Origin of the sequence: Flavivirga jejuensis (assembly GCF_030540765.1) — a bacterium.
Classification (GTDB): Bacteria; Bacteroidota; Bacteroidia; order Flavobacteriales; family Flavobacteriaceae; genus Flavivirga; species Flavivirga jejuensis.
In genome coordinates, this window is the sequence record NZ_JAUOEL010000001.1 from 1,185,405 (window position 1) to 1,206,618 (window position 21,214).

The following is a 21,214-nucleotide window of genomic DNA, read 5'->3' on the forward strand; positions in this document are numbered from 1 at the left end:
CACTCTTAAATATAATTTGCTATCGGCATAATCACGATAAAGCCAAAGAGACTATAAAGTGTATGTGCGATTACTGCAATGACACAAATAACGAAAACCTGTAGCTATCGTGCTACGCAAAATAAGACCAAAAAGATGAAAACAGTTGTAATCCGAACCCCATTATTAAAAGCACTAACCCCCATTCTTGTTTGGAAGTTACTGGAGCAAAACCGCTAACTCTCATTTCACCAGGATTATAAAACATCATTATAACACCAATGATATCCATAAGGAGACCTAAGACTGATAAAAATTGGTAAGAAATAAGAAAATCGCACATAATTAAAATTTTAACAAAGATGGAAGAAGCAAGCATTTAGAAGTAGTAAAAACAATTTTTGGAATAGTAAAATTGGGAATTGAAATAATAATAATCCTGTGGTTATAACTTTTTTTTTTGAATCCCATCTACTCCACAAAAATAAAACAATGAAAACTAAAATCAAAAACCCAATAATAATTGAAGATCCAGAAAAATCAATTGGACCAGATGAAGGTACTCTGTGAGATTGAATCATGTACATGATTTATTTATATGTATGTATGGAAAACAACTAATTAGTTACAAGGAAAAACCTGTAGAATATCTACCCTTAATTATTACTGTATGATTTGGTAGTAAATCAATCTAAATTATCAACTCATTTATCAACTAAAAAAACAAACCCAGTAATATCAATGCATACTGGGTTTATTTGTGGAGTCGGAGAGAATCGAACTCTCGTCCAAACAAGTAATCAAAGAGCTTTCTACACGTTTATTCTTTTCTTGGTTTTTCGATTATAAGCTGGTTAAAGACAACCCACTTATAACTTATCTTTTTAGTTTCAAAAGGGCATCAAAGCACTACCCAATCTATATTGACATTTACGATGTCTCAAAATAGAACGCCGTCAATCAAGGCTTTCTGGAGACATAAAGCTTGTACACCTTGTGTACCTAGGCCAATCTTACTATAATTCAGATTATGCAGCTAAAGCGTAGTTATTCTCGCCGTTTAAAAGTTGATCTAGCCTTTAACGTGTTTCAATATCATTACACGACGTGCTTACCGTTCAATTAATCTCGCTGTCAAAACCAGTCGACCCCGTATTAATTTGCCATTCATCGGAATTATATCGATAAATGAGCGTTCCCTTTCAGGTCAGGCTTTCCGCTATATTTTTTGCAAAAAAGCAAAAGGATATCACTTCAATTCTTAACCTAGGCAGTAAAGGTATTAAAAAGTTTGTATAACCATGCAATTCCTCTTATTTTCGTGCAAAAATAATTTCAGTATTCAGTCTGCAATTTACAGTAGCTGTTATTAATATTTATGGTATAGAAAAACAACTAAATAAACAAACAAATGAATATCAAGTTTGCTATTATAAAAGAACGCAAAAACCCACCAGATAGGCGTGTGGTGTTTTCTCCATTAAAGTTAATCGAAGCACAAAGCGAATTTTCTGAAGCGACTTTTAAAGTAGAATCTAGTGATATTCGTGTGTTTTCTGATGCGCAATATATGGAGGAAAGCATTGAAGTTGTAAATAATGTAGACGACTGTGATGTGATGATTGGTGTAAAAGAAGTGCCAGTAGAAAATTTAATTCCAAACAAAAAATATTTTTTCTTTTCTCATACCATAAAAAAGCAATCCTATAATAGAAAGCTTTTAAAAGCTGTTTTAGAAAAGAATATAGAATTATACGATCATGAAACCATTGTGGGAAGTCATGGATTCCGTTTAATAGGTTTTGGTTATTATGCAGGATTGGTAGGGGCTTATAATGGTTTTAGAGCTTTAGGAATAAGAGATGGAGGCTTTAATTTACCAAAAGTAGAAAGTCTTGCAGATTTGAATGCAGTAAAAGCAGCACTAGATAAAATACAATTACCAAATATTAAGATATTATTATCTGGCACAGGAAAAGTAGCACGCGGGGCAAAAGAGATTCTGGATCATTTAAAAATAAAACAAGTTAGTGATGCTTTGTATTTAACGTCTAAATTTACCGAACCCGTTTATTGCTTAGTAGATGTTATGGAATATAGCAAACGTAAAGATGGTAAGGTAGGGAATACGGATGAATTTTATAAAGATGCAACGGGTTACGAAAGTAACTTTATGCCTTATGCTAAAGAAACCGATTTTTTTATAGCAGGTCATTTTTATGGAACAGGAGCTCCTTATTTGTTTACAAGGGAGGATGCTAAATCTCCAGATTTTAATATAAATTTGGTGGCAGATATTAGTTGCGACGTAGATGGTCCAGTGGCTTCTACATTAAGAGCCTCAACCATTGAAAGCCCTTTATATGGTTACGATCCGCAATCTGAAAGCGAAGTTGCTTTTAATGCAAAAAATGCGATTACAGTTATGGCAGTCGATAATTTACCGTGCGAACTTCCAAAAGATGCCAGTGAAGGGTTTGGTGAACAATTTCTTGAACATGTTATTCCAGCATTTTTTAATAATGATGCAGATGGTATTTTAGAGCGTGCCAGAATAACAAAAAACGGAAAACTAACAGAACGATTCTCTTTTTTACAAGATTATGTAGACGGTAAAGAGTAATTATGTAGATGTTAAAGAGTAGATTTTGAATTATTAATAAAAATATATGAAGACAAAGACAGCGTTAATAACAGGGGCTGCTTCGGGACTAGGATATGAATTGGCTTTTTTACTAATAAAAGATGGTTACAATCTGGTTTTAGTTGATATTGATGCATCCAGGCTAAAAGAAGTAAAGAAACTTTTTAATGAAAAGTTTAAAAGTGAGGTTAATTTATTGGTTAAAGATCTAAGCCAGCCAGACATTGCACAAGATATTTATAATGAAGTTAAGCGCTTACCCAAAATAGATGTCTTAGTAAATAATGCGGGTTTTGGATTATTTGGCACCTTTGCAAATACAGATTGGAAACGCGAATCTGATATGCTTCATCTTCATATTTTAACAACAACACATTTAACAAAATTAATTTTACCAGCAATGATTTCTAGAAAATCTGGTAAGATTTTAAATATTTCATCGTTAGCTGCATTTCAGCCAGGACCATTAATGTCTCTGTATTATGCCTCAAAATCGTATATTTTATCTTTTTCTGAGGCCATAGCCAATGAGCTAAAAGGCACAGGAGTAACCGTTACAGCCTTGTGCCCAGGACCAACAAAAACGTTGTTTCAGGAAACAGTTTCCAACGATTGTTCGGAAAACAAAATTAGCTTTAACATGGCATGTCCAGTTGATGTTGCATTGTATGGTTATAATGCTATGAAAAAAGGGAAAACAATTGCAATTCCTGGTGCTTTTAATAAAATTTTATCCTCAATACCTCGTTTTATTCCTAGAAATATGACAACAAGAATTGTTAGAAATATTCAAGAAAAGAATAGAGAAACCTAATATGTGTTATGGATTTTAAGGCTTATGTAATACTTTAAACATCCAAAACCCAATACTTAAAAAAACTCCGAATAGAAAAGTAAACAGCCAAGCTTCTAAGTGTAGATTTGGATGCAAAATAATATTGAAAATATCGTTAAATAAGTTAGAAGGGGTTTGAATAATTTCCCAGGAATTATAACGTAAAAAGCGTCCTAAATAAACACCAAATCCGCTAAGAAAAAGTATCAATACAATAATAACAAAGGTTGTTTTTTTATTTTTTAAATATTGATTTAATAATGTTTCCATATCTAACAGAGATAATGAAAACAGTAACAACCCATTTAACGCAAACGAGCAAACAACAAGCACATCTAGCCATAATAAATGACTCGAACTTATTTTTAAATGCAGTAAATCTGTAATAATATAAGGAGCATTAGGTAAAAAAAGTAGCCACACGCTAAACCATACTGCAAAGCCTATTTTATTAAGTTTTGGGATACTTACTAAATAGGTTGTAACGGTATAAGGGATAATGGCTAAAAACAAATTCCAAACTAAAAATAAGTAGAAAAAAGAGTGCGTTAATTTTATTCTAACCATAAGTAATACAATACTTAAAGTGATTGAAATACTTAATAGAAAAAAGATTTTATATCGGCGGAATATGAGTGTTTTTATGGTATTCATGCTTTATTTTTTTTAATGCTTGATGTCGTTAAAGTGTATTCAATAATTAAAACAGTAATAATTCCTAAGGTATAAGCTATGAGGTCTGAAATTTGAAATGTACTTCCAAAAATAAGTTTGAGTAAGTTATTGTTGTTTAATCCTAATATCTCTAAAATGTTTATTAGTTGTAATAACTCAATGATATAAGAAAATATTAGAACAGGAATAGCAAGGCTAATAGGGTTTATATTAATAAAACTTTTACCAAAACAATAAAGGAGTATAACCACTAAATAATCACCAAGTGTGTAGCGTATAAAGCCGTATTTTAAATAAGTAGCTATTAAAATTTCAATTGCGAATATGATTAAAGCAATTATTAAATATGTTTTGTTGAATTGTAATTTCATTTTATGTCTATTTTTTCACCTAAAAATTTGGGTTGTATATTAAAAAGTATATCGATTGATGCTTTTGTTCTGGCTATATATTCTCTTAATTTGGTTTTTATGCCGCTCCGACCTTTTACATCTTTTGCATTAAAACCAACAGCATTAATTTTAAAGTTTTCAGCTAGATATATAGCGCGTTCATTGTGGAATTTTTGAGATATAATCGTTATGGAATTCAATCCAAAGATTTCTTTTGCTCTTACTACAGAATCTAATGTTCTAAACCCAGCATAATCTAGAAATATTTTATTTTCAGGAATACCTTTTTTTATTAGATCGTTTTTAAAATCTGTAGGTTCATCGTAACGTTTATTCCCGTTATCGCCACTAATTAAAATAAACTCTATTTTTCTTGATTTGTAAAGTTGATAAGCAGCTTCCAATCTGTATTTATAATATAAATTTATAGATCCGTTTGATAGTAGTTTACTTGTTCCCAAAACAAGACCAACTTTATTTTTTGGAATATGCGATATATTGTTATAAACGCCATCTTTTGCTTGATGTGATATCCAAATATTTATAATAATTGTATAAATGATTAGTAATATAATTAAGAGAGTAATTCTTTTTAAATATTTCATATTAATTGTTTTATTTTTAATTGTCTTTTACTATCCAAACCCAGGATTGCATTGTTGTAAAGAATGCTGAAACAAAAAAGCTTATAGCAAACGTTAACTCGAACACCCCATATAGACATAAACAAAAACTTACTATAGTATAAAAAGGAAAGTACTTTTTAAAAACGGTTTCATTTCTTAATCCATCACTTTTAAACCAAAAGAAAGGCATCACTGTAAATAGAATGGTGATAGTGCAACAAATTGAAATTGGGATGATAGATAGAAAAATAAATGGAATCATACCACTTTGAAAATTTTCAGAAATTATAATGATCCAAAATATGCAAGTTGCTAAAACAGTAGATTTTAAAATAACAGAAGGCATGTTCATTAATCTTTATTTAATTTTAAATTATCGTATTGTATTTCTTGCCATTTTTTACTTTTTAACTCAATGAGATAGGTCTTGTGTTTTTTTTCAATTAAAGATTTTTTTCCCTCTGTTAAGTTGTTTTCATCTGCATAGTTTTTAAGAATAAAGGTGTTATTATTTGATAAATTTAATAGATAATTAAAATCCATGGATTGTGCATAATTAAGGTTATAATAGGTGATGTAATTATCCCAATTAATGGTACTTGAAATAATTAAAATAGTAAAGGCAGTTAAAGTATTTACTCTAAATAAATACCAAAAGTTTTTTATTTGTTTTACTTTAATTGAAGTAGTAAGTAAACCTATAATTGTTAGTAATAAGTAAATTAAAACGCCTATTCGCTTATATGTGAAACCAAAATAATAGATGTATTGACAATCTTTTATTACTATGTTTATTATTAGCATTAGATTGAGTGTTATCCATGCATATGTTACAATTCTGAGGTTTTTATTGTCTTTATAAAAGTTTAAATTCCCTCTAAAAAAATATAGGATAATTATAATAGCAATAATTATAGAAGCAATTAAGGTATTAATACCATTATGAACTTGATTTGAAATAGCAGAAGCTCTAAAATCATTGGTTGAAATTAAATAAGTAATATCTGTAATGAGAAAAAAGACAATAAGTATATTTAAAAGTAAAATTAAAGTGAAACCTAATTGGTTTTCTTTTCTAAGACGATCAACAACAAGGTCTCCTTTTACCTTTAATGAATTTCCTGTATTTAAATCGTAAATAGTAGCCGAATCAATTTGTATTGGTTTAGAAATATTACTTAATAAATAATAACCAAGAAAAGAGACCAACAACCATTGAATATTAATAAAACTAAAATCAATTTTAGTAATTAATTCGTTAAACATGGGGTTGCCTTTTTTATATAAGCTTATAAAAATTATAACCGTTATTAAAGGAATGCCTATTATTTTTATTAAATGGAGGTAATCAGTTTTTTGTTTAGGTTGAACGTTTTTGCCTTTCTCGATACTATTAAACTTTCGATGAAAAAATGCTGCTATAGATGTATATAATCCGTTTAGCCAATTTACATACAAAGATGAATTTTGCTCAGATACATTTCCTATTAATGTTAAAAAAGCTACTAGATATGCAATTATTGATAGATTAGATTTATATATAAATACTGAGGTAGCAGTTATTACAAATACAACGCTAAATATGATATTGCTTTTTTTCTTAAATAAATTCTTATTATAAATTATAAGTATAACAATTGTTAGCAAACAAAATAAGCTTAGGTTTAGACCAATACTATATTGATAAAAAAGTGTGCTGAACAAAAAAGCTCCGATTAATAAAGGTATATTTTTCATTTTATATTAAATTATGAATTACTATTAGGTAGTACAGAAATGCAATAGGAATGTTAAGTAGTAATATCCCCATAGATTTTACTGTCTCTATTTTTGTTTTTTTTAGGAATAGTGTAAACAACAGAATTAATAAGACCAAAGAATTAATTATTAAGGCTAATCCAACATAATAATAACCGATGATTGTCACTGAGTTTAAGCCTCTATTTATTGCTTGTAATACAAATAGAATGGTTCCAATGCCGAATGATATTAATGCGATTTTACATGAAATTTTAAATCTGTTCATTTAAACTTTTATTAATGTGTTAATTTGTGATTTAGAGAAAATGGCTTGCCTAAAATCTTGTATAGAAATCATTAACAATTTTTTGAAATCAAAGTGATGAAATGAATTAGCTTTTTTCCCAATACAGTATGATTTATAGTAATATTTACAATAATCTGGTAGAATAATTGTTCCTAAAATGATCGCGCTATAGAGGTATGGACTTCTTTTCCCATTTCCAAAACATAAATATTGTAAAGCAATTTCGTCTTCAACTTTGGTTCCATAGCCAGTTAAAGTATGATAAGCATCATGCCTTTCAACTTTAGGAATTAATTCGAAGTTGTTTTTATCTAAGAATAGCCCAAGTTGTTTTCCAAAAGAATCTTCAGGATAGACCAGTAATTGTTCTTTATATATACCCCATGGTTCACGGTTCTTGAAAAGGTTTGTGTAAATCTCTTTAGATTTTTCAAATAACCATTCAATAAGTTTTTTTCTTAAGTTCATCTTGTAAAGTACTTTGTATTTCAAAGTAAAGGATTAAAAAAATAGTTATTTTTTGTTAATTAATTTTTCGAGTGCGTCAATATGTTTTTTAAATTCAATGTCACCCAATTTGGTTGTGCTATAACGTGTATTTGGTTTTCTTCCTATAAATTGTTTTTCAACATTAATATATTCAGCTTTTTCAAGAGCTTTTGTATGGCTTGCTAAATTACCATCAGTAGCTCCTAATAATTCTTTCAGCATATTAAAATCGGCATATTCATTCACGATTAAAATAGACATAATGCCTAATCTTATTCTGTGATCAAATACTTTATTTATGTTGGTTATTATACTCATAGTTGTCATTCCTGTACAGGCAGGAATCTTATAGTTTTAATATGTGTTTTTTCGTTACACGATAAGCAATGTATAAGATTAGTGTAATGTTCAAAATTATCCAAAGATAATAAGAGAAATATGCGATCTTTTCAACAGTGTTCATACTTTCTAAACTAAAATACTCTCCTTTAGAGCCATCATAAAAATCTTCATAATTTAAAAGGGTAAATCCAATAATGATCCATAGAAAATAATCAATTATAATAAATAATATTTGTTTAAGGAGCTTCATTTACTATAAACTAACTAGTCATTATTTAGTATCATACTTAAAATGCATCCATGTACCATAAATTATGTGCATCACTCCAAAGCCTAAAACCCAAAGCCAAAAGCCATAACCAGGAAATAAAGCAGCAATTAAGCCTAAAATAATTTCAATATAACCTAAATAACGAATATCACCAATGCTATATTTTGATGCATTAATTAAAGCCAGCCCATAAAAAATAAGCATTAATCCTCCTGTTTGTCCATATTTTCCATTACTTAAAATAATTAATATATATAAGCCTCCAGCAAGTAAAGGAATTAAAAAGTTTATAACTAATCTTTTTGAAGTAGCATCCCACATTTTAGCATTGTTTTTTTTAGCTTTTCTAGTGGTTAGCACTATTCCAGTAATTATACTAAAAAAAGCAATAAGACATAAATCTAAAAGCACTAGTCTATATATTTTACCATCAAGTATTAATGTACCACTACTATATTCTGAAACTAACCAATAGGCAATTGCAGCTCCAATTAGCGCATAAATACCTGCTAATATTCCTGATAAACCGCTAAGTGATATAAACCGAGAAGATTTATTCATTAAATCTTTAATCTCGCTTATGTCTTTTAAATAATCTTTTGAATCCATATAAAAGTACTTTGAAATACAAAGTAAATAAATTATTTTCAATCAAGCATCATAAATTTTTGTTAAGTTTGAATATTGTAATCGAATTCATTTAAATCTGTTTGAATATTGAAACCTGTAGACGAATATTTTTTCAATCAAAAAGAGCCTTATCAATCTATCATGCTTTATGTAAGAAGTGTTATTTTAAATACACTTCCTGGAGTAGAGGAGAAGTATAGTTACAAGATTCCTTTTTATAATATTGGTAAAAAACCGATGATCTATTTAAATATTTTAAAGGGTAAAGATTATGTTGATGTTGCTTTTGTACAAGGTGTTTTGTTAGAAAACCAGTTTCCTGTTTTAAGGAACGATAATAAACGTAAACAAGTTCGATCCATTCAACTAAAAACCATTGAAGATTTAGATCATGAAAACTTCATTGAGTTATTACATGAAGCCTCAAGCTTATTAAGTAAAAGTAAAAAGGCTTGGTTTATTTAGTAATAAATTAATAGTGAAAAAGTTACAGTAGTGGCGAATTCAATATTATAGCTGAACTATCCTGCTCCCTGGCGGAACCTTTATAATACTACTAAAGCTGTGTATTTAAATTCTAAAAATACCACCTAAAGAAATAACACGTTGTAAATAAAAGAAATGCTGTGAAGCACTTTCTGCGGAATTACTAGTCGTTCTTATATCTGGCATATTAATATAACCACCTCTTAAATCTAATTCTATGAAAAAGTGCTTAAAAAATGTAAAGTTTAAACCAGCATTAAACGATACACCATAACCGGCTATATGAAACTCGTCATACCTTTCTTTTTGAAGCAGTGTTGTATTCGTTTTTGGATACAAAACACCAGCACCAACACCTTCGGTAATGTTAAGTTGAAACTTGTCGGTATTTTGAATATTAAATATTGAAGAAATGTCGTCAAATCTCGAAAATTCTGCATAAACATAATTTAAACCATTTGTATGTTCAAAGCGCAAGAAGTCCTCCGATACAAAAAAGTTTTCATTATTATAATCCCCATTGAATAAACTTCCTGTTTCAGAATCTGGTAAATTAATATAGCCGTTAAGAGTTCTGGTTCTATTGTTTTTCATTACATACTTCATATGATCTACAGCAACCGAAATAATGTATTTATCCGAGATAAAATAACCAACTTTTATATTGGTTTGAGGAATTGTAATTCTCGTTGGGTTAATATAATCTATATGCCAACCTTTGGGTTTATCTCCAGCTGAAACATCTTTTATGGTGAAATCATAATCGATTCCTTTAAATCTTATATCAGATTTTGAATAAGACTCCCTATTGCCTCCCCAACTAACAAAAAATTTACCTTTGTTAGATGCTGTATATTTTAGAGTATTATCTGTATTGTTTTTTTGAGCGAAACTGTTCAGTGATAAAGAAGTACTTATAATAAAAATTATTATAAGCTTAATTGACTTAATGTTCATTAATGCTTTTTGATTGATTTATAGGGAACCTTTTGACGAAATAAAAGTGTATTCCTTAAAAAGGTTTTTGATTTTTTTGATTGATTGTATGATTGTAAAAAAACTAGAGGGGTTGAACAGTTTTTCTAATGGCAACTAAATTGGTAAGTAGTTTTTCTAAATTATCTAAGTGTAACATATTAGCACCATCACTTTTTGCATTTGCAGGATCGAAATGAGTTTCAATAAATAAACCATCTACATTATTAACTATCCCAGCTCTGGCAATGGTTTCAATCATGTCTGGTCTGCCACCTGTTACACCAGCACTTTGGTTAGGTTGTTGTAAAGAATGCGTTACGTCTAAAACAGTTGGAGCATATTGACGCATAGTAGGAATACCACGAAAATCAACAATCATATCTTGATAGCCAAACATGGTGCCTCTATCTGTTATCCATGCTTTATCACTACCAGCATCCTTAACTTTTTGTACGGCATGTTTCATAGCTTCAGGACTCATAAATTGTCCTTTTTTCAAGTTGACCACTTTTCCCGTTTTTGCAGCAGCAACCACCAAATCTGTTTGACGGACTAAGAAAGCAGGAATTTGTAATACATCAACATATTGTGCGGCTAATGTAGCGTCAGAGATTTCATGAATATCTGTAACTGTTGGAACATCAAAAGTGTCTGAGACTTTCTTTAGAATTTTTAAAGCTTTCTCATCACCAATTCCTGTAAAACTATCAATTCTACTACGATTTGCTTTTTTAAAACTGCCTTTAAAAATATAAGGGATTTCTAGTTTGTTAGTAATTGTAATTACCTTTTCGGCAATACGAAGCGCCATGTCTTCACCTTCAATAGCACATGGGCCACAAAGCAGGAAAAAATTATTCGAAGTTGTATGTTTTATCTTTGGAATATCTTGAAGCGTCATAAGTTTTTTGTTTCAAAAAATTATGGGGCAAAGATACTATTAATGCTGAATTAAAAAACGGATCTTTTAAATTGAAGTAAAAACATTTTTAAGAGTTTCTCTTAGAATATAGAAGAAAGTATATATACTATTTTTAATTTATTAAAAACGAGAAATCTATAACAGATAGTGCGATCTTTTTTTGTTTTATAAAATAGTGAGTTCTTAAAAAAATATTAATATATAATTTATCCGTTATTTATAGTTACCTTTGCACGCTTAAAATAAGGCACTATTATGGCTAATATTAAAAACATTGCAATTATTGCACACGTAGATCACGGTAAAACTACTTTGGTTGATAAGATCATGTATCACTGTCAGTTATTTCGTGAAAACGAAAATACAGGTGATTTAATTCTTGATAATAATGATTTGGAACGTGAAAGAGGTATTACAATTACTTCTAAAAATGTTTCTGTTATTTATAAAGACACTAAAATTAATATTATAGATACACCTGGTCACGCCGATTTTGGAGGTGAAGTAGAGCGTGTTTTAAATATGGCTGATGGTGTTGTATTACTAGTTGATGCTTTTGAAGGCCCTATGCCACAAACGCGTTTTGTATTACAAAAAGCAATTGATTTAGGCTTAAAACCTTGTGTGGTTGTAAATAAAGTTGATAAAGAAAACTGTACGCCCGATGAAGTACATGAAAAAGTATTCGATTTAATGTTCGAATTAGGTGCAGAAGAATGGCAATTAGATTTTCCTACTGTTTATGGTTCGGCAAAGAATAATTGGATGAGTGACGATTGGAAAAATGAAACTGATAATATAGAGCCATTATTAGATATGGTTATTGAGCATGTTCCAACGCCTGTTTTTGAAGAAGGAACAACACAAATGTTAATTACATCTTTAGATTTCTCTTCTTTTACTGGTCGTATTGCGATTGGTAGAGTTCAAAGAGGAAACATTGTAGAAGGGCAGCAAATTGCTTTAGTAAAAAGAGATGGCACTGTTACAAAAAGTAGAGTTAAAGAAGTCTTTATTTTTGAAGGTTTAGGACGTAAGAAAGTAGAAAGCGTGCAAACTGGAGATATATGTGCACTGGTTGGTGTTGAAGGTTTTGAGATTGGAGATACCGTTTCTGATTTAGAAAAACCTGAAGGGTTAAAATCTATTGCAATAGACGAACCTACAATGAGTATGTTATTTACAATTAACGATTCGCCTTTCTTTGGGAAAGATGGAAAGTATGTAACATCTAGACATATTAAAGATCGTTTAGAAAAAGAATTAGAAAAAAACTTAGCACTTCGCTTAGGAGAAACAGGCAGTGCAGATAAATTTATGGTTTTTGGGCGTGGTGTATTACACTTATCGGTTTTAATAGAAACCATGCGTCGTGAAGGATACGAACTTCAAATTGGACAACCACAGGTAATCATTAAAGAAATTGATGGTGTGAAATGTGAACCTATTGAAGAATTAACTATTGACCTTCCAGAGACTGTATCTGGTAGAGCTGTAGAATTTGTAACATTACGTAAGGGTGAAATGCTAAGTATGGAAGCTAAAGGCGACCGTATGGTTTGTGAGTTTCTAATTCCTTCTCGTGGTATTATTGGTTTACGTAACCAATTATTAACAGCAACAGCTGGAGAAGCAATTATGGCACACCGTTTTAAAGAATACCAACCTTTAAAAGGTGATATTCCAGGACGTATTTCGGGATCTTTAGTATCTATGGAAAACGGAACAGCAATCCCTTATTCTATTGATAAATTGCAAGACCGAGGAAAGTTTTTTGTAGAACCAGGAGAAAGCATTTATGAAGGTCAGGTTATTGGTGAAAACTCACGTCAAGACGATATGAATATAAACATTACAAAAGCTAAAAAGCAAAGTAATGTACGTTCTTCTGGAGCAGATGATAAAGCGAAAATTGTACCTGCAATTAAATTTTCTTTAGAAGAAGCTTTAGAATATATTCAAAAAGATGAGTATGTTGAGGTTACACCTAATTTCTTAAGATTACGTAAAATCTTTTTATCGGAAGTAGATAGAAAACGTAACAAATCAATATAAAATGGAATTCTTAGGAATTTCGAGTGTCGAATGGGTTGGATATGCTGCTATGGCAACTGTTCTAATATCATTCTTAATGAAATCGGTTAATAAATTACGAATAGTAAACTCCCTTGGATGTTTACTATTTGTGTTTTATGGCATTTTGTTAGATCCGCTCTCAAAGCCTATTATAATAACAAACACAGCGATACTTTGCATAAATTTATATTATTTATGGCAAAGTAAATCATAAGCTATTTATATTTTGATAATGATTAGATAATGAATAATTTCTTATGATTATAGCTAGGTAAGAGAGAAAAGTTAAATGATTTTGTATATTTGATTACTTTACAAAAGCATAAAAGAATAATATGTTTTTTTAGTGTTTACAGATATGTATTCAATTTAAAGTACTTTTTATAAAAAACTTACACTTAATTGAAAAAATTAATTGATTATATAAATAGTAAAGTTTTAGTTAGAGTTACTTCGTTACAAACGGCTTCAGTATTAACCAGAATAATAGCAGGAATATTAACATCAAAGGCTATAGCCGTTTTTATAGGACCTGTAGGATTAGCGTTAATTGGAAATTTGCAAAATTTTGTTAGTTCTTTTCAAAGAATTGCTATACTTGGTTTTTATAAAGGAGCTGTAAAATATATTTCAGAATTTAAAGACGATGTTATAGGGCTTAGTAAAACGATATCAACTATATTTTATGTCGCTTTTATATCAACCATTTTAGTATCCTTTTTATGTTATTTTAATGCAGAATTAATAAATGACCTCATTTTTCCTGTTTATAATAACTACGCCTATGTTATTCAAATATTCGCTATAGTACTCCCTTTTTATGCTTTAAACATGCTTTCATTTTCTATAATGAATGGCTTTTCTAAGTATAAAATATTAATTATTATTAATATAATAGGACAGATATTAAGTGTTTCTATTGCTTTACTTTTAATTTATCAAAATAAGATTGATGGTGCTCTAATATCTGTAGTCATCGCAGAAGCGTTAATATTTTTAATCACTTTAGTAGGTATTATTAACAGACGTAATTTGGTATCGCTAATAAGAGTTGATAGGGTAAGCTATAGTTTTTTAAAAAAAATGAGCCCTTACTCATTAATGGCTCTTTTCTCTGTTGTTTTTATGCCGTTAGTTGCTATAGCAATTAGGTCGTATATTATAGATAATATTGGTTATAAAGATGCTGGTTTTTGGGAAGCTATGACAAGAATATCTAAGTATTATTTAATGCTGGTTACTTCGTTAATAGCGTTATATATTTTACCTCGATTTTCTGAGATTGATGATGCTAAAGAATTTAAAAAAGAGGTGTTTAGTTTTTATAAAACAGTGATTCCTATTTTGGCTATTGGTTTGTTTATTATATACTTATTTAAACCATTTATAATATATACGGTTTTTTCCAGCGAGTTTGAACCCGTTGAAGATTTGTTTTTATGGCAGTTGCTAGGCGATTTTATTAAAATTTTGTCTATTGTTATAGCATACCAGTTTTTAGCAAAAAAGATGTTTTGGCATTATATTTTAACGGAGGCCTTTTTAACAATAACATTATATACTACGAGTATTTATTTTATTGACTTATTTGAAGGTGTTAAAGGAGCTGTTGTTGGACATTTTGTGAGCTATGTTATGTATTATGGTATCATTTTACTCATATTCGGAAGTTCGCTTTTTGGCGTGGAGAATAGTGAGAAAAATGATAAAATAGAATAATATAAAAAACAAATTCTAAAATAAAATATGTAATAGGATAAATTATTTATTTTTATAAAAAATGTAATTGATGTATTTTCTTTATTTTGACCCAGGATTAGGAGCTATGATAGTACAAGCAATAGTTGCGGCTATAGCGGGCTTTTTATTATTTTCTAAAAATTTGATTTATAAAGCCAAAATGTTTTTTGGTTTAGTAAAAGAGGATGATTTGTTTGATGATATTAACATCAAAGATACAGATATAGAAAATAAAGACGATGGAGACGAATAAACAATCTCACGACTCTTCTTTTAGAGACCCATCAGGGTATGTTTTTTTAGATAAAACTCTAGTCAAACGTTGTATTAATCCTATTTATTTTAAACAATATTTTGCCTTGAAAAATCAAGGCTTTTTTGATAAATTATTTAAAACAGGATTACTTATTAAACACGAAGAATTATCGGCAAACGAATCTTGTGTCGTTATTCAACCAGAGCAGATTCCATTTATAACATATCCATATGAATGGAGTTTTAACCAATATAAAGCGGCTGCTTTGTTAACACTCAAACTTCAAAAGTATTGTTTGGAAAATAATTTCTCGCTTAAAGATGCTTCTGCATTTAATGTTACTTTTTATAAAGGGCATGCCGTTTTTATTGATACGTTGTCTTTTGATTTTTATGAAGAGAATACCCCTTGGAGAGGATATAAGCAATTTATAACTCATTTTTTTGGACCTTTGATTTTGGCGCATTACCATGGAACACAAATGCTTAAATTAATGAGTAATTTTATAGATGGTATTCCTATCAAAATGGTATCTTCAATGTTGCCTTTTAAAACAAAAATAAATCCCTTTTTATATTCAAATATTCATTTGTTAGCAAAATTTGAAGATAAGCATAATGAAGATTATAAGGGAGAAACGAAAACGTCTTCACTTTCATTAAAAGGGCAGCTAAATATTATTGAAAGCTTATACAATAATATTAAAAAACTGACTTTAAAAGAGGAATCAGAATGGGGGAGTTATTATAATAAAACAAATTATTCTGATGATGCTTTTAAGTTTAAATCTAATCTAATAAATAGTTGGGTGTTAAAGTTAAAAATCAAAACTCTTATTGATATAGGAGGAAACGATGGAACTTTTGTTAGATTTATAGATTCTAAAATAGAGCAAGCCTTAGTTTGTGATATTGATAATAATGCTGTTGATTTCAATTATACAAAAATTAAAACGAATAAGGAGACTCATATTTTACCTTTTGTTTTAGATGTTTTAAGCCCTTCACCTTCGGTAGGTTTTAATAATAAAGAACGTTTTTCTTTTTTAAAGCGTATAAAAGAATTTACACCAGATGTAACACTGGCTTTGGCAGTGATTCATCATATGTCATTATCTGGAAATATTACTTTTGATATGTCTGCTAAATTTTTTGCTTCATTTTCAAAATATCTTATTATTGAGTTTCCTAAAAGAAGCGACTCGTGGGTTGAACGGTTATTAAAAACTAAAGGAGAATTTAAAGAGCATTTTAGTTTTTATAATTTGGAGAGTTTTGAAAATACTTATATCAGGTATTTTGATATAATTGAAAAACAATCTATAGATAATTCTGAAAGAATAATGTTTTTGTTTAAAGTTAAAGATGTTTAATAAGTTAAGAAATATAGTAATTAGGTTTGTTGGAAGTAAAAAGGACTACCCTGTTGTTTCAGCTATTGCATGTGGGTTGTACCCATTAATTTATAATTATAATAAGAATTTTGCGTTAATAAATTCCTGGGAGCACCTATTTTTTAATATGCTACTTTTTTTATTTATTCCTGTAATTTTATTTAAATCAGGACTTTATATTGTTAATCGTTATGGTATCTTTATTAAATTTATAAAATATTTTGTTCCTGTTTTAAATTTTGTTTGTGCTGCATTCTTAATGGTTATTGCTGCATATGGGTTTAAAATAAAAATTCTTTTGCTGGCTGCTTTCCTTGGTTTAATTTTAGGAGTATTACTCCGAAAATATATCAAAATAATAATAGTCTATCAATTTTTATTGGCAGCAATAGTTACAATTTTTCTAATAAACTATCTAGTTCACCATGCTATTAATCCATATAAATGGATGGAACAACCAGATAATATTGAAAACGTTGTCTTTAAAAAAACACCCAATATTTATTTTATACAACCAGATGGGTATGCTAATTTTTCAGAATTAAATAAAAGCTGCTATAAATTTGATAATAGTAAGTTCAATAATTATCTTCAAAAAAGTAAGTTTAAAATATATCCTAATTTTAGGAGTAATTATTATTCTACTCTAAGCTCTAATAGTTCTTTGTTTGCAATGAAGCACCATTACCATAATTTCCCCACTTCGGAGGTAAAAGAGCTTTACAATGCAAGAGATATTATTGTAGGTAATAATCCTGTAATTAAAATTTTAAAAGAAAATGATTATAGAACGCATTTATTATTAAATAAATCATACTTACTTATTAATAGACCTAAAATATCTTACGATTTTAGTAACATTAATAATAATGAGCTTTCCTTTTTTTCTAATGGTTTTAATGTTTCTAGAGACATTGATATTGAATTTAAATCTATATTTTCAAAATCTAAAAAGTCTAATAATTTTTATTTTTTGGAGCAATTATCTCCCAGTCATATTACCAATATAAAATCGCCAGGTAATATTGCAGAGATTGAACGAACAAAGTACTTAAAGCGTTTAGAGGAAACAAATTTATGGTTGAAAGGAATTATTGATTTTATTTTAATTAATGATAAGAATTCTCTAATTATTATTGCTGCCGATCATGGTGGTTTTGTAGGAATGAATAGCACTTACGAGAGCCGAGATCTGCAAAGCGATAGAGATATTATTTATTCAATATTTACTTCTCAACTAGCTATAAAATGGCCAGATACAGCTCCAGATTATGATGATAAAATAAAAACATCAGTAAATTTATTTCGTGTGCTATTTTCATATTTAAGCCAAGATGAATCTTACTTAAAACATTTAGAAGATGATAAAAGTTTTATTCAAATTGAAAGAGGGGCACCTTTCGGGGTATATGAGTATATTAACGAAAAAGGAGACATTGTTTTTAACCAAAAAGAACTTCCCTAGGCTCTGCATTGGGGGTTTCCGTGAAAACAGGAATCTAAATACAGAATTTTGCTTTTTGACCTTTTTAGGTCAAAACCTGTGCTCAACTTGATTGGGTATGAAACCAACGAAATATGGCTATGACTATGCGAGAATAGTTGGTTTTAAGAAATTTTTTATTAAATATATTAATGAGTAAGTTATATTATTAATTGGCTACTTTTTTACAGTCCATCATTATAGATGTGTAAGGCACTCGAAAATATGTTTCGTCTATAGTGGCGTTTACTTGCGAGAAGAATTTTTGTGCTAATTTTTCATACTCAGGTTGTTTTCGAACATATTTTCCCCTATCTGATTTCAATAAAAATTGAGAAATAAAATTTTGATTAGCAATATAGCACCCGTCAAAGGTGATTAAACATCCCGATGGTTTTAAAGCTTGTTCAGCAATTTTAAAAAGTTTTGTAGCGTTACTATCATCTAGGTGATGTATAACACCAGTAGCAATTACTTTATCGAAAGTGCCGATATCAGGAACTATAAATTCATCCATATTTGCACAAATAAACTGACCTCTTTCTCCATAATTTTGCTTAGCTGCTTCAATGTAGTTAGGATCTATGTCGAAACCATAATAATCTACTTTAGGCATATAATCAAGAATATTACCTGGTCCGCATCCAATATCAAGGATTTTTTCACCTTCTATCGGTTGTACATTGTTTTCAACAAAAAGCCGACGTGCTCTGTCTCCTCCAACTAAACGTTGGTAAGTCCAGTAAATAAATGGATTTTTAAGAAAAAAGTTTGAAAAAGATAGATTACTCATGATTTTAAATAAGATCCTACAATGTGATATTAATGTAGTCGTTTTTATTACAGTGAATATAGGGTATTTATTAATATTTCAAAATTTATTTTTGTTTCTATTTCTTTAGAGCCTGTTTAAGATTTTGTGATTAGAATTTTTATAGGCTATTTTTCCTGCAGTATAAGGCAAAATTTTTAAACATAGCCCAGTTACGGTTCAAAATTTTAACGAAATAATGCGTAAAAAGAGGCATAAAAAAATAATTAACGAAATTTTAAACAGACTCTTAGTATTTCAAAAAAAGGTTTGTTATAAACCCTAAGTCTCAAATTTGTCTTTTATTCTTTATATTCGCCATGATACTTTTTCAAAAAGTGTATTGGCCAATTAATTTATATATAATCATTTAGAATGCTTAATAAAATTAATAAGATCTTCGAGAATAAAGAGCTTTATTTGATTCTTTTAATAGTGATCTTAGCACAATTAATTTTATCCTTTCAAGGATTTGATGTCTGTGATGAAGGGTTCTCTTTAACTTTTTACCAACAAATATATAATAACCCATCATCAGTAGAGTACAATTTTGTGTATTGGTTGTCGGGAGTTTTTGGAGGTTTATGGTATCAAGTTTACCCAGAAGGAGGCATTTTATGGTTCAGAATTCTAACAATCATTTTTAATATAGCAACATTTACTATATCATACAAAATACTCAAGCACCATATTGGTAAAAACCACGCTTTAATAGGCTTATCAATGGTTCTTTTTGTTAATGATTTTGGTTATTTAGTATTTTATCATAACCATTTAACTCAATTTTTAGCAGTACTTAGTATTTACTTTTTATTTAAAGGGTTGAAAAACGTTAACTATTTATTTTTAATTATTTCAGGATTTCTGCTTGGGATAAATGTTTTCTCTAGACTTCCTAATGTGACACTTTTTATTTTTATACTAGCAATTCCTTATTTTGGATATCTAAAAGGATATAGCTACAAAAAATCAATAAAACCTATGTTAAATTTTATTGTAGGTATCGTTATCGGTTTTATAGCTATTTTTTGTTTATTAAATTATTTAGGTCAAGTTGATATAATGAAAAATGCTTTATTATCTCTAGTTCATTTAGGTGAAGCTGAAGATAGTGGACATAATATAAAGAGATTATTTTTGGTAGATATTTCTAATTATAAGATCATACTAACTTTATTTAGTCAACTCCTCATTATTTACATAATTCTAATGACTATTTTAAATTATGTAAAAACCAATAAATTTATAAAAGGAGTTATCTATACATTTGGGTTTTTAGTATTAGTGTTGTTAGTTAAAAAAGGCAATGTTCATTTTTTATACACATTAGGTTTTATTGGAACAATAGGTGTACTTTTAATAAAAACAACAACTCGATCTACTAAAGTACTAGCCTTTTTGTCTATCTTAATGATGGTGTTTTTACCATTAGGAAGCGGTGGTGGTATTAAAAGTAGCGGTTATATGTGTATTTGGTTAGCAGTACCATTCTTTTTTTATTTTTTATCACAAATTAAAAATGTTTCGTTTATTTTAGAAACTACTAAAGTTACTATAACAAAAGGTGTTTCAAAAAGGGTGATTAAAAACATGTCTATAATTTTAGTATTAGCATATTTTGCTTCAAAAACATATAGCGTGTCTCAAGAGGCTTATTTTGATAAGGGGAATAGATTTGATAAAACACATATTATTAAAAACAAATATGTTAATGGAATATTTACAACGGAAGAGCGAGCCAAAATAATAAACGATCTATTACTTAATATAGAAAACTATGTTGAACCAGAGGATTATTTATTTGCTTATGATAATATTCCAATGATACACTTTTTAACAGAAACTAAACCATATTTGTATAACCCTTGGGTTTGGATATATGATAGTGCTTCTTTTAAAAGAAAAATTAATAAAGCGGAAGAAGAGATTGAGGTTTTACCAATTGTAGTTCAACAAAAATTCGAAACTATTTTTGAGTTTTCTAAACCAATGGTGGATTATTTAGATGAAACTAAGAATGATAGTAATAGTTATAGTCAAAAAAGAACAATTATAATGAATAATTTCCTGAAAAGGAATGACTATAGAGTGGTATGGAGTAATGCCTATTTTAATATTTATAGAACCAATAAAAGGTAA

General features: G+C 28.9%; 22 protein-coding genes and 1 other RNA gene. 9 read left to right on the forward strand and 14 right to left on the reverse strand.

What is annotated here, in order from left to right; translation table 11 throughout:
* Window positions 1–112 precede the first annotated feature (112 nt).
* Together Q4Q40_RS04995 and ssrA are read right to left on the reverse strand one after the other, a co-directional pair.
* On the reverse strand, window positions 113–322 hold the full coding sequence (locus Q4Q40_RS04995) for a hypothetical protein (protein WP_303300630.1): 210 nt from the start codon (window positions 320–322) through the stop codon (window positions 113–115).
* Between the two features lie 415 nt (window positions 323–737).
* Window positions 738–1,131, reverse strand: a transfer-messenger RNA (tmRNA) gene (ssrA, locus tag Q4Q40_RS05000).
* Window positions 1,132–1,396: 265 nt separating this feature from the next.
* Between ssrA and Q4Q40_RS05005 the strand changes: the two genes are divergently transcribed.
* Window positions 1,397–2,602, forward strand: a complete 1,206-nt coding sequence (locus Q4Q40_RS05005; RefSeq protein ID WP_303300713.1) for an NAD(P)-dependent oxidoreductase — start codon at window positions 1,397–1,399, stop codon at window positions 2,600–2,602.
* A 46-nt stretch (window positions 2,603–2,648) separates the two neighbouring features.
* Complete coding sequence (locus Q4Q40_RS05010; RefSeq protein WP_303300631.1) at window positions 2,649–3,437, forward strand: SDR family NAD(P)-dependent oxidoreductase; 789 nt, start codon at window positions 2,649–2,651, stop codon at window positions 3,435–3,437.
* Window positions 3,438–3,452: 15 nt separating this feature from the next.
* Here Q4Q40_RS05010 and Q4Q40_RS05015 read toward each other — a convergent pair whose 3' ends face one another.
* From Q4Q40_RS05015 to Q4Q40_RS05055, 9 genes are all read right to left on the reverse strand, one after another.
* The gene (locus tag Q4Q40_RS05015) at window positions 3,453–4,112 is read right to left on the reverse strand and encodes a DUF1361 domain-containing protein (protein WP_303300632.1); all 660 of its coding nucleotides are present in this window, start codon (window positions 4,110–4,112) and stop codon (window positions 3,453–3,455) included.
* Complete coding sequence (locus tag Q4Q40_RS05020; RefSeq protein ID WP_303300633.1) at window positions 4,109–4,504, reverse strand: ribosomal maturation YjgA family protein; 396 nt, start codon at window positions 4,502–4,504, stop codon at window positions 4,109–4,111. The genes Q4Q40_RS05015 and Q4Q40_RS05020 overlap by 4 nt, the downstream gene beginning before the upstream one ends.
* Complete coding sequence (locus Q4Q40_RS05025; protein ID WP_303300634.1) at window positions 4,501–5,130, reverse strand: SanA/YdcF family protein; 630 nt, start codon at window positions 5,128–5,130, stop codon at window positions 4,501–4,503. The genes Q4Q40_RS05020 and Q4Q40_RS05025 overlap by 4 nt, the downstream gene beginning before the upstream one ends.
* A 16-nt stretch (window positions 5,131–5,146) precedes the next feature.
* A complete protein-coding gene (locus Q4Q40_RS05030) occupies window positions 5,147–5,503 on the reverse strand; it encodes a hypothetical protein (RefSeq protein WP_303300635.1) in 357 nt (118 codons plus the stop codon).
* On the reverse strand, window positions 5,503–6,888 hold the full coding sequence (locus tag Q4Q40_RS05035; RefSeq protein ID WP_303300636.1) for a DUF4153 domain-containing protein: 1,386 nt from the start codon (window positions 6,886–6,888) through the stop codon (window positions 5,503–5,505). Before Q4Q40_RS05035 ends, Q4Q40_RS05030 begins: the two co-directional genes overlap by 1 nt.
* Before the next feature lies 1 nt (window position 6,889).
* The gene (locus Q4Q40_RS05040; RefSeq protein ID WP_303300637.1) at window positions 6,890–7,177 is read right to left on the reverse strand and encodes a hypothetical protein; all 288 of its coding nucleotides are present in this window, start codon (window positions 7,175–7,177) and stop codon (window positions 6,890–6,892) included.
* A complete protein-coding gene (locus Q4Q40_RS05045) occupies window positions 7,178–7,666 on the reverse strand; it encodes a Coq4 family protein (protein ID WP_303300638.1) in 489 nt (162 codons plus the stop codon).
* 45 nt (window positions 7,667–7,711) lie between these two features.
* Window positions 7,712–8,005 carry a winged helix-turn-helix domain-containing protein gene (locus Q4Q40_RS05050; RefSeq protein ID WP_303300639.1) on the reverse strand — a complete coding sequence of 98 codons (294 nt, stop codon included), beginning with the start codon at window positions 8,003–8,005 and terminating at the stop codon, window positions 7,712–7,714.
* 295 nt (window positions 8,006–8,300) lie between these two features.
* Entirely contained in the window at window positions 8,301–8,909 is a 609-nt protein-coding gene (locus Q4Q40_RS05055) for a hypothetical protein (RefSeq protein ID WP_303300640.1), read from the reverse strand.
* Window positions 8,910–9,017: 108 nt separating this feature from the next.
* Here Q4Q40_RS05055 and Q4Q40_RS05060 point away from each other — a divergent pair, with 108 nt between their 5' ends.
* A complete protein-coding gene (locus Q4Q40_RS05060) occupies window positions 9,018–9,395 on the forward strand; it encodes a DUF1801 domain-containing protein (RefSeq protein WP_303300641.1) in 378 nt (125 codons plus the stop codon).
* A gap of 105 nt (window positions 9,396–9,500) precedes the next feature.
* On the opposite strand, the gene Q4Q40_RS05065 is transcribed toward Q4Q40_RS05060, so the two are convergent.
* Together Q4Q40_RS05065 and kdsA are read right to left on the reverse strand one after the other, a co-directional pair.
* Complete coding sequence (locus Q4Q40_RS05065; RefSeq protein ID WP_303300642.1) at window positions 9,501–10,373, reverse strand: hypothetical protein; 873 nt, start codon at window positions 10,371–10,373, stop codon at window positions 9,501–9,503.
* A 103-nt stretch (window positions 10,374–10,476) separates the two neighbouring features.
* On the reverse strand, window positions 10,477–11,295 hold the full coding sequence (gene kdsA / locus Q4Q40_RS05070) for a 3-deoxy-8-phosphooctulonate synthase (RefSeq protein WP_303300643.1): 819 nt from the start codon (window positions 11,293–11,295) through the stop codon (window positions 10,477–10,479).
* 276 nt (window positions 11,296–11,571) lie between these two features.
* Between kdsA and typA the strand changes: the two genes are divergently transcribed.
* From typA to Q4Q40_RS05100, 5 genes are all read left to right on the forward strand, one after another.
* Window positions 11,572–13,371, forward strand: coding sequence for a translational GTPase TypA (gene typA, locus Q4Q40_RS05075; RefSeq protein ID WP_303300644.1), 1,800 nt, complete (start codon window positions 11,572–11,574; stop codon window positions 13,369–13,371).
* 423 nt (window positions 13,372–13,794) lie between these two features.
* Window positions 13,795–15,111 (forward strand): O-antigen translocase, encoded by a 1,317-nt coding sequence (locus Q4Q40_RS05085; protein WP_303300646.1) that lies wholly within the window; start codon window positions 13,795–13,797, stop codon window positions 15,109–15,111.
* 70 nt (window positions 15,112–15,181) lie between these two features.
* Window positions 15,182–15,385 carry a hypothetical protein gene (locus Q4Q40_RS05090; protein WP_303300714.1) on the forward strand — a complete coding sequence of 68 codons (204 nt, stop codon included), beginning with the start codon at window positions 15,182–15,184 and terminating at the stop codon, window positions 15,383–15,385.
* On the forward strand, window positions 15,372–16,760 hold the full coding sequence (locus tag Q4Q40_RS05095; RefSeq protein ID WP_303300647.1) for a class I SAM-dependent methyltransferase: 1,389 nt from the start codon (window positions 15,372–15,374) through the stop codon (window positions 16,758–16,760). The genes Q4Q40_RS05090 and Q4Q40_RS05095 overlap by 14 nt, the downstream gene beginning before the upstream one ends.
* Window positions 16,753–18,246 carry an O-fucosyltransferase family protein gene (locus Q4Q40_RS05100; protein ID WP_303300648.1) on the forward strand — a complete coding sequence of 498 codons (1,494 nt, stop codon included), beginning with the start codon at window positions 16,753–16,755 and terminating at the stop codon, window positions 18,244–18,246. The genes Q4Q40_RS05095 and Q4Q40_RS05100 overlap by 8 nt, the downstream gene beginning before the upstream one ends.
* A 187-nt stretch (window positions 18,247–18,433) precedes the next feature.
* Here Q4Q40_RS05100 and Q4Q40_RS05105 read toward each other — a convergent pair whose 3' ends face one another.
* Complete coding sequence (locus Q4Q40_RS05105; RefSeq protein ID WP_303300649.1) at window positions 18,434–19,057, reverse strand: class I SAM-dependent methyltransferase; 624 nt, start codon at window positions 19,055–19,057, stop codon at window positions 18,434–18,436.
* 393 nt (window positions 19,058–19,450) lie between these two features.
* Between Q4Q40_RS05105 and Q4Q40_RS05110 the strand changes: the two genes are divergently transcribed.
* Window positions 19,451–21,214 (forward strand): glycosyltransferase family protein, encoded by a 1,764-nt coding sequence (locus tag Q4Q40_RS05110; protein ID WP_303300650.1) that lies wholly within the window; start codon window positions 19,451–19,453, stop codon window positions 21,212–21,214.

What these genes read in the sequence shown, in the direction of transcription:
- Q4Q40_RS05025 (WP_303300634.1), bottom strand. Translation starts at nt 5,130, where the DNA reads ATGAAATATTTAAAAAGAATTACTCTCTTAATTATATTACTAATCATT.
- Q4Q40_RS05055 (WP_303300640.1), bottom strand. Translation starts at nt 8,909, where the DNA reads ATGGATTCAAAAGATTATTTAAAAGACATAAGCGAGATTAAAGATTTA.
- typA (WP_303300644.1), top strand. Translation starts at nt 11,572, where the DNA reads ATGGCTAATATTAAAAACATTGCAATTATTGCACACGTAGATCACGGT.
- Q4Q40_RS05020 (WP_303300633.1), bottom strand. Translation starts at nt 4,504, where the DNA reads ATGAAATTACAATTCAACAAAACATATTTAATAATTGCTTTAATCATA.
- Q4Q40_RS05035 (WP_303300636.1), bottom strand. Translation starts at nt 6,888, where the DNA reads ATGAAAAATATACCTTTATTAATCGGAGCTTTTTTGTTCAGCACACTT.
- Q4Q40_RS05010 (WP_303300631.1), top strand. Translation starts at nt 2,649, where the DNA reads ATGAAGACAAAGACAGCGTTAATAACAGGGGCTGCTTCGGGACTAGGA.
- Q4Q40_RS05050 (WP_303300639.1), bottom strand. Translation starts at nt 8,005, where the DNA reads ATGAGTATAATAACCAACATAAATAAAGTATTTGATCACAGAATAAGA.
- Q4Q40_RS05030 (WP_303300635.1), bottom strand. Translation starts at nt 5,503, where the DNA reads ATGAACATGCCTTCTGTTATTTTAAAATCTACTGTTTTAGCAACTTGC.
- Q4Q40_RS05100 (WP_303300648.1), top strand. Translation starts at nt 16,753, where the DNA reads ATGTTTAATAAGTTAAGAAATATAGTAATTAGGTTTGTTGGAAGTAAA.
- Q4Q40_RS05065 (WP_303300642.1), bottom strand. Translation starts at nt 10,373, where the DNA reads ATGAACATTAAGTCAATTAAGCTTATAATAATTTTTATTATAAGTACT.
- Q4Q40_RS05110 (WP_303300650.1), top strand. Translation starts at nt 19,451, where the DNA reads ATGCTTAATAAAATTAATAAGATCTTCGAGAATAAAGAGCTTTATTTG.
- Q4Q40_RS05045 (WP_303300638.1), bottom strand. Translation starts at nt 7,666, where the DNA reads ATGAACTTAAGAAAAAAACTTATTGAATGGTTATTTGAAAAATCTAAA.
- Q4Q40_RS05015 (WP_303300632.1), bottom strand. Translation starts at nt 4,112, where the DNA reads ATGAATACCATAAAAACACTCATATTCCGCCGATATAAAATCTTTTTT.
- Q4Q40_RS05095 (WP_303300647.1), top strand. Translation starts at nt 15,372, where the DNA reads ATGGAGACGAATAAACAATCTCACGACTCTTCTTTTAGAGACCCATCA.
- Q4Q40_RS05090 (WP_303300714.1), top strand. Translation starts at nt 15,182, where the DNA reads ATGTATTTTCTTTATTTTGACCCAGGATTAGGAGCTATGATAGTACAA.
- Q4Q40_RS04995 (WP_303300630.1), bottom strand. Translation starts at nt 322, where the DNA reads ATGTGCGATTTTCTTATTTCTTACCAATTTTTATCAGTCTTAGGTCTC.
- Q4Q40_RS05040 (WP_303300637.1), bottom strand. Translation starts at nt 7,177, where the DNA reads ATGAACAGATTTAAAATTTCATGTAAAATCGCATTAATATCATTCGGC.
- Q4Q40_RS05105 (WP_303300649.1), bottom strand. Translation starts at nt 19,057, where the DNA reads ATGAGTAATCTATCTTTTTCAAACTTTTTTCTTAAAAATCCATTTATT.
- kdsA (WP_303300643.1), bottom strand. Translation starts at nt 11,295, where the DNA reads ATGACGCTTCAAGATATTCCAAAGATAAAACATACAACTTCGAATAAT.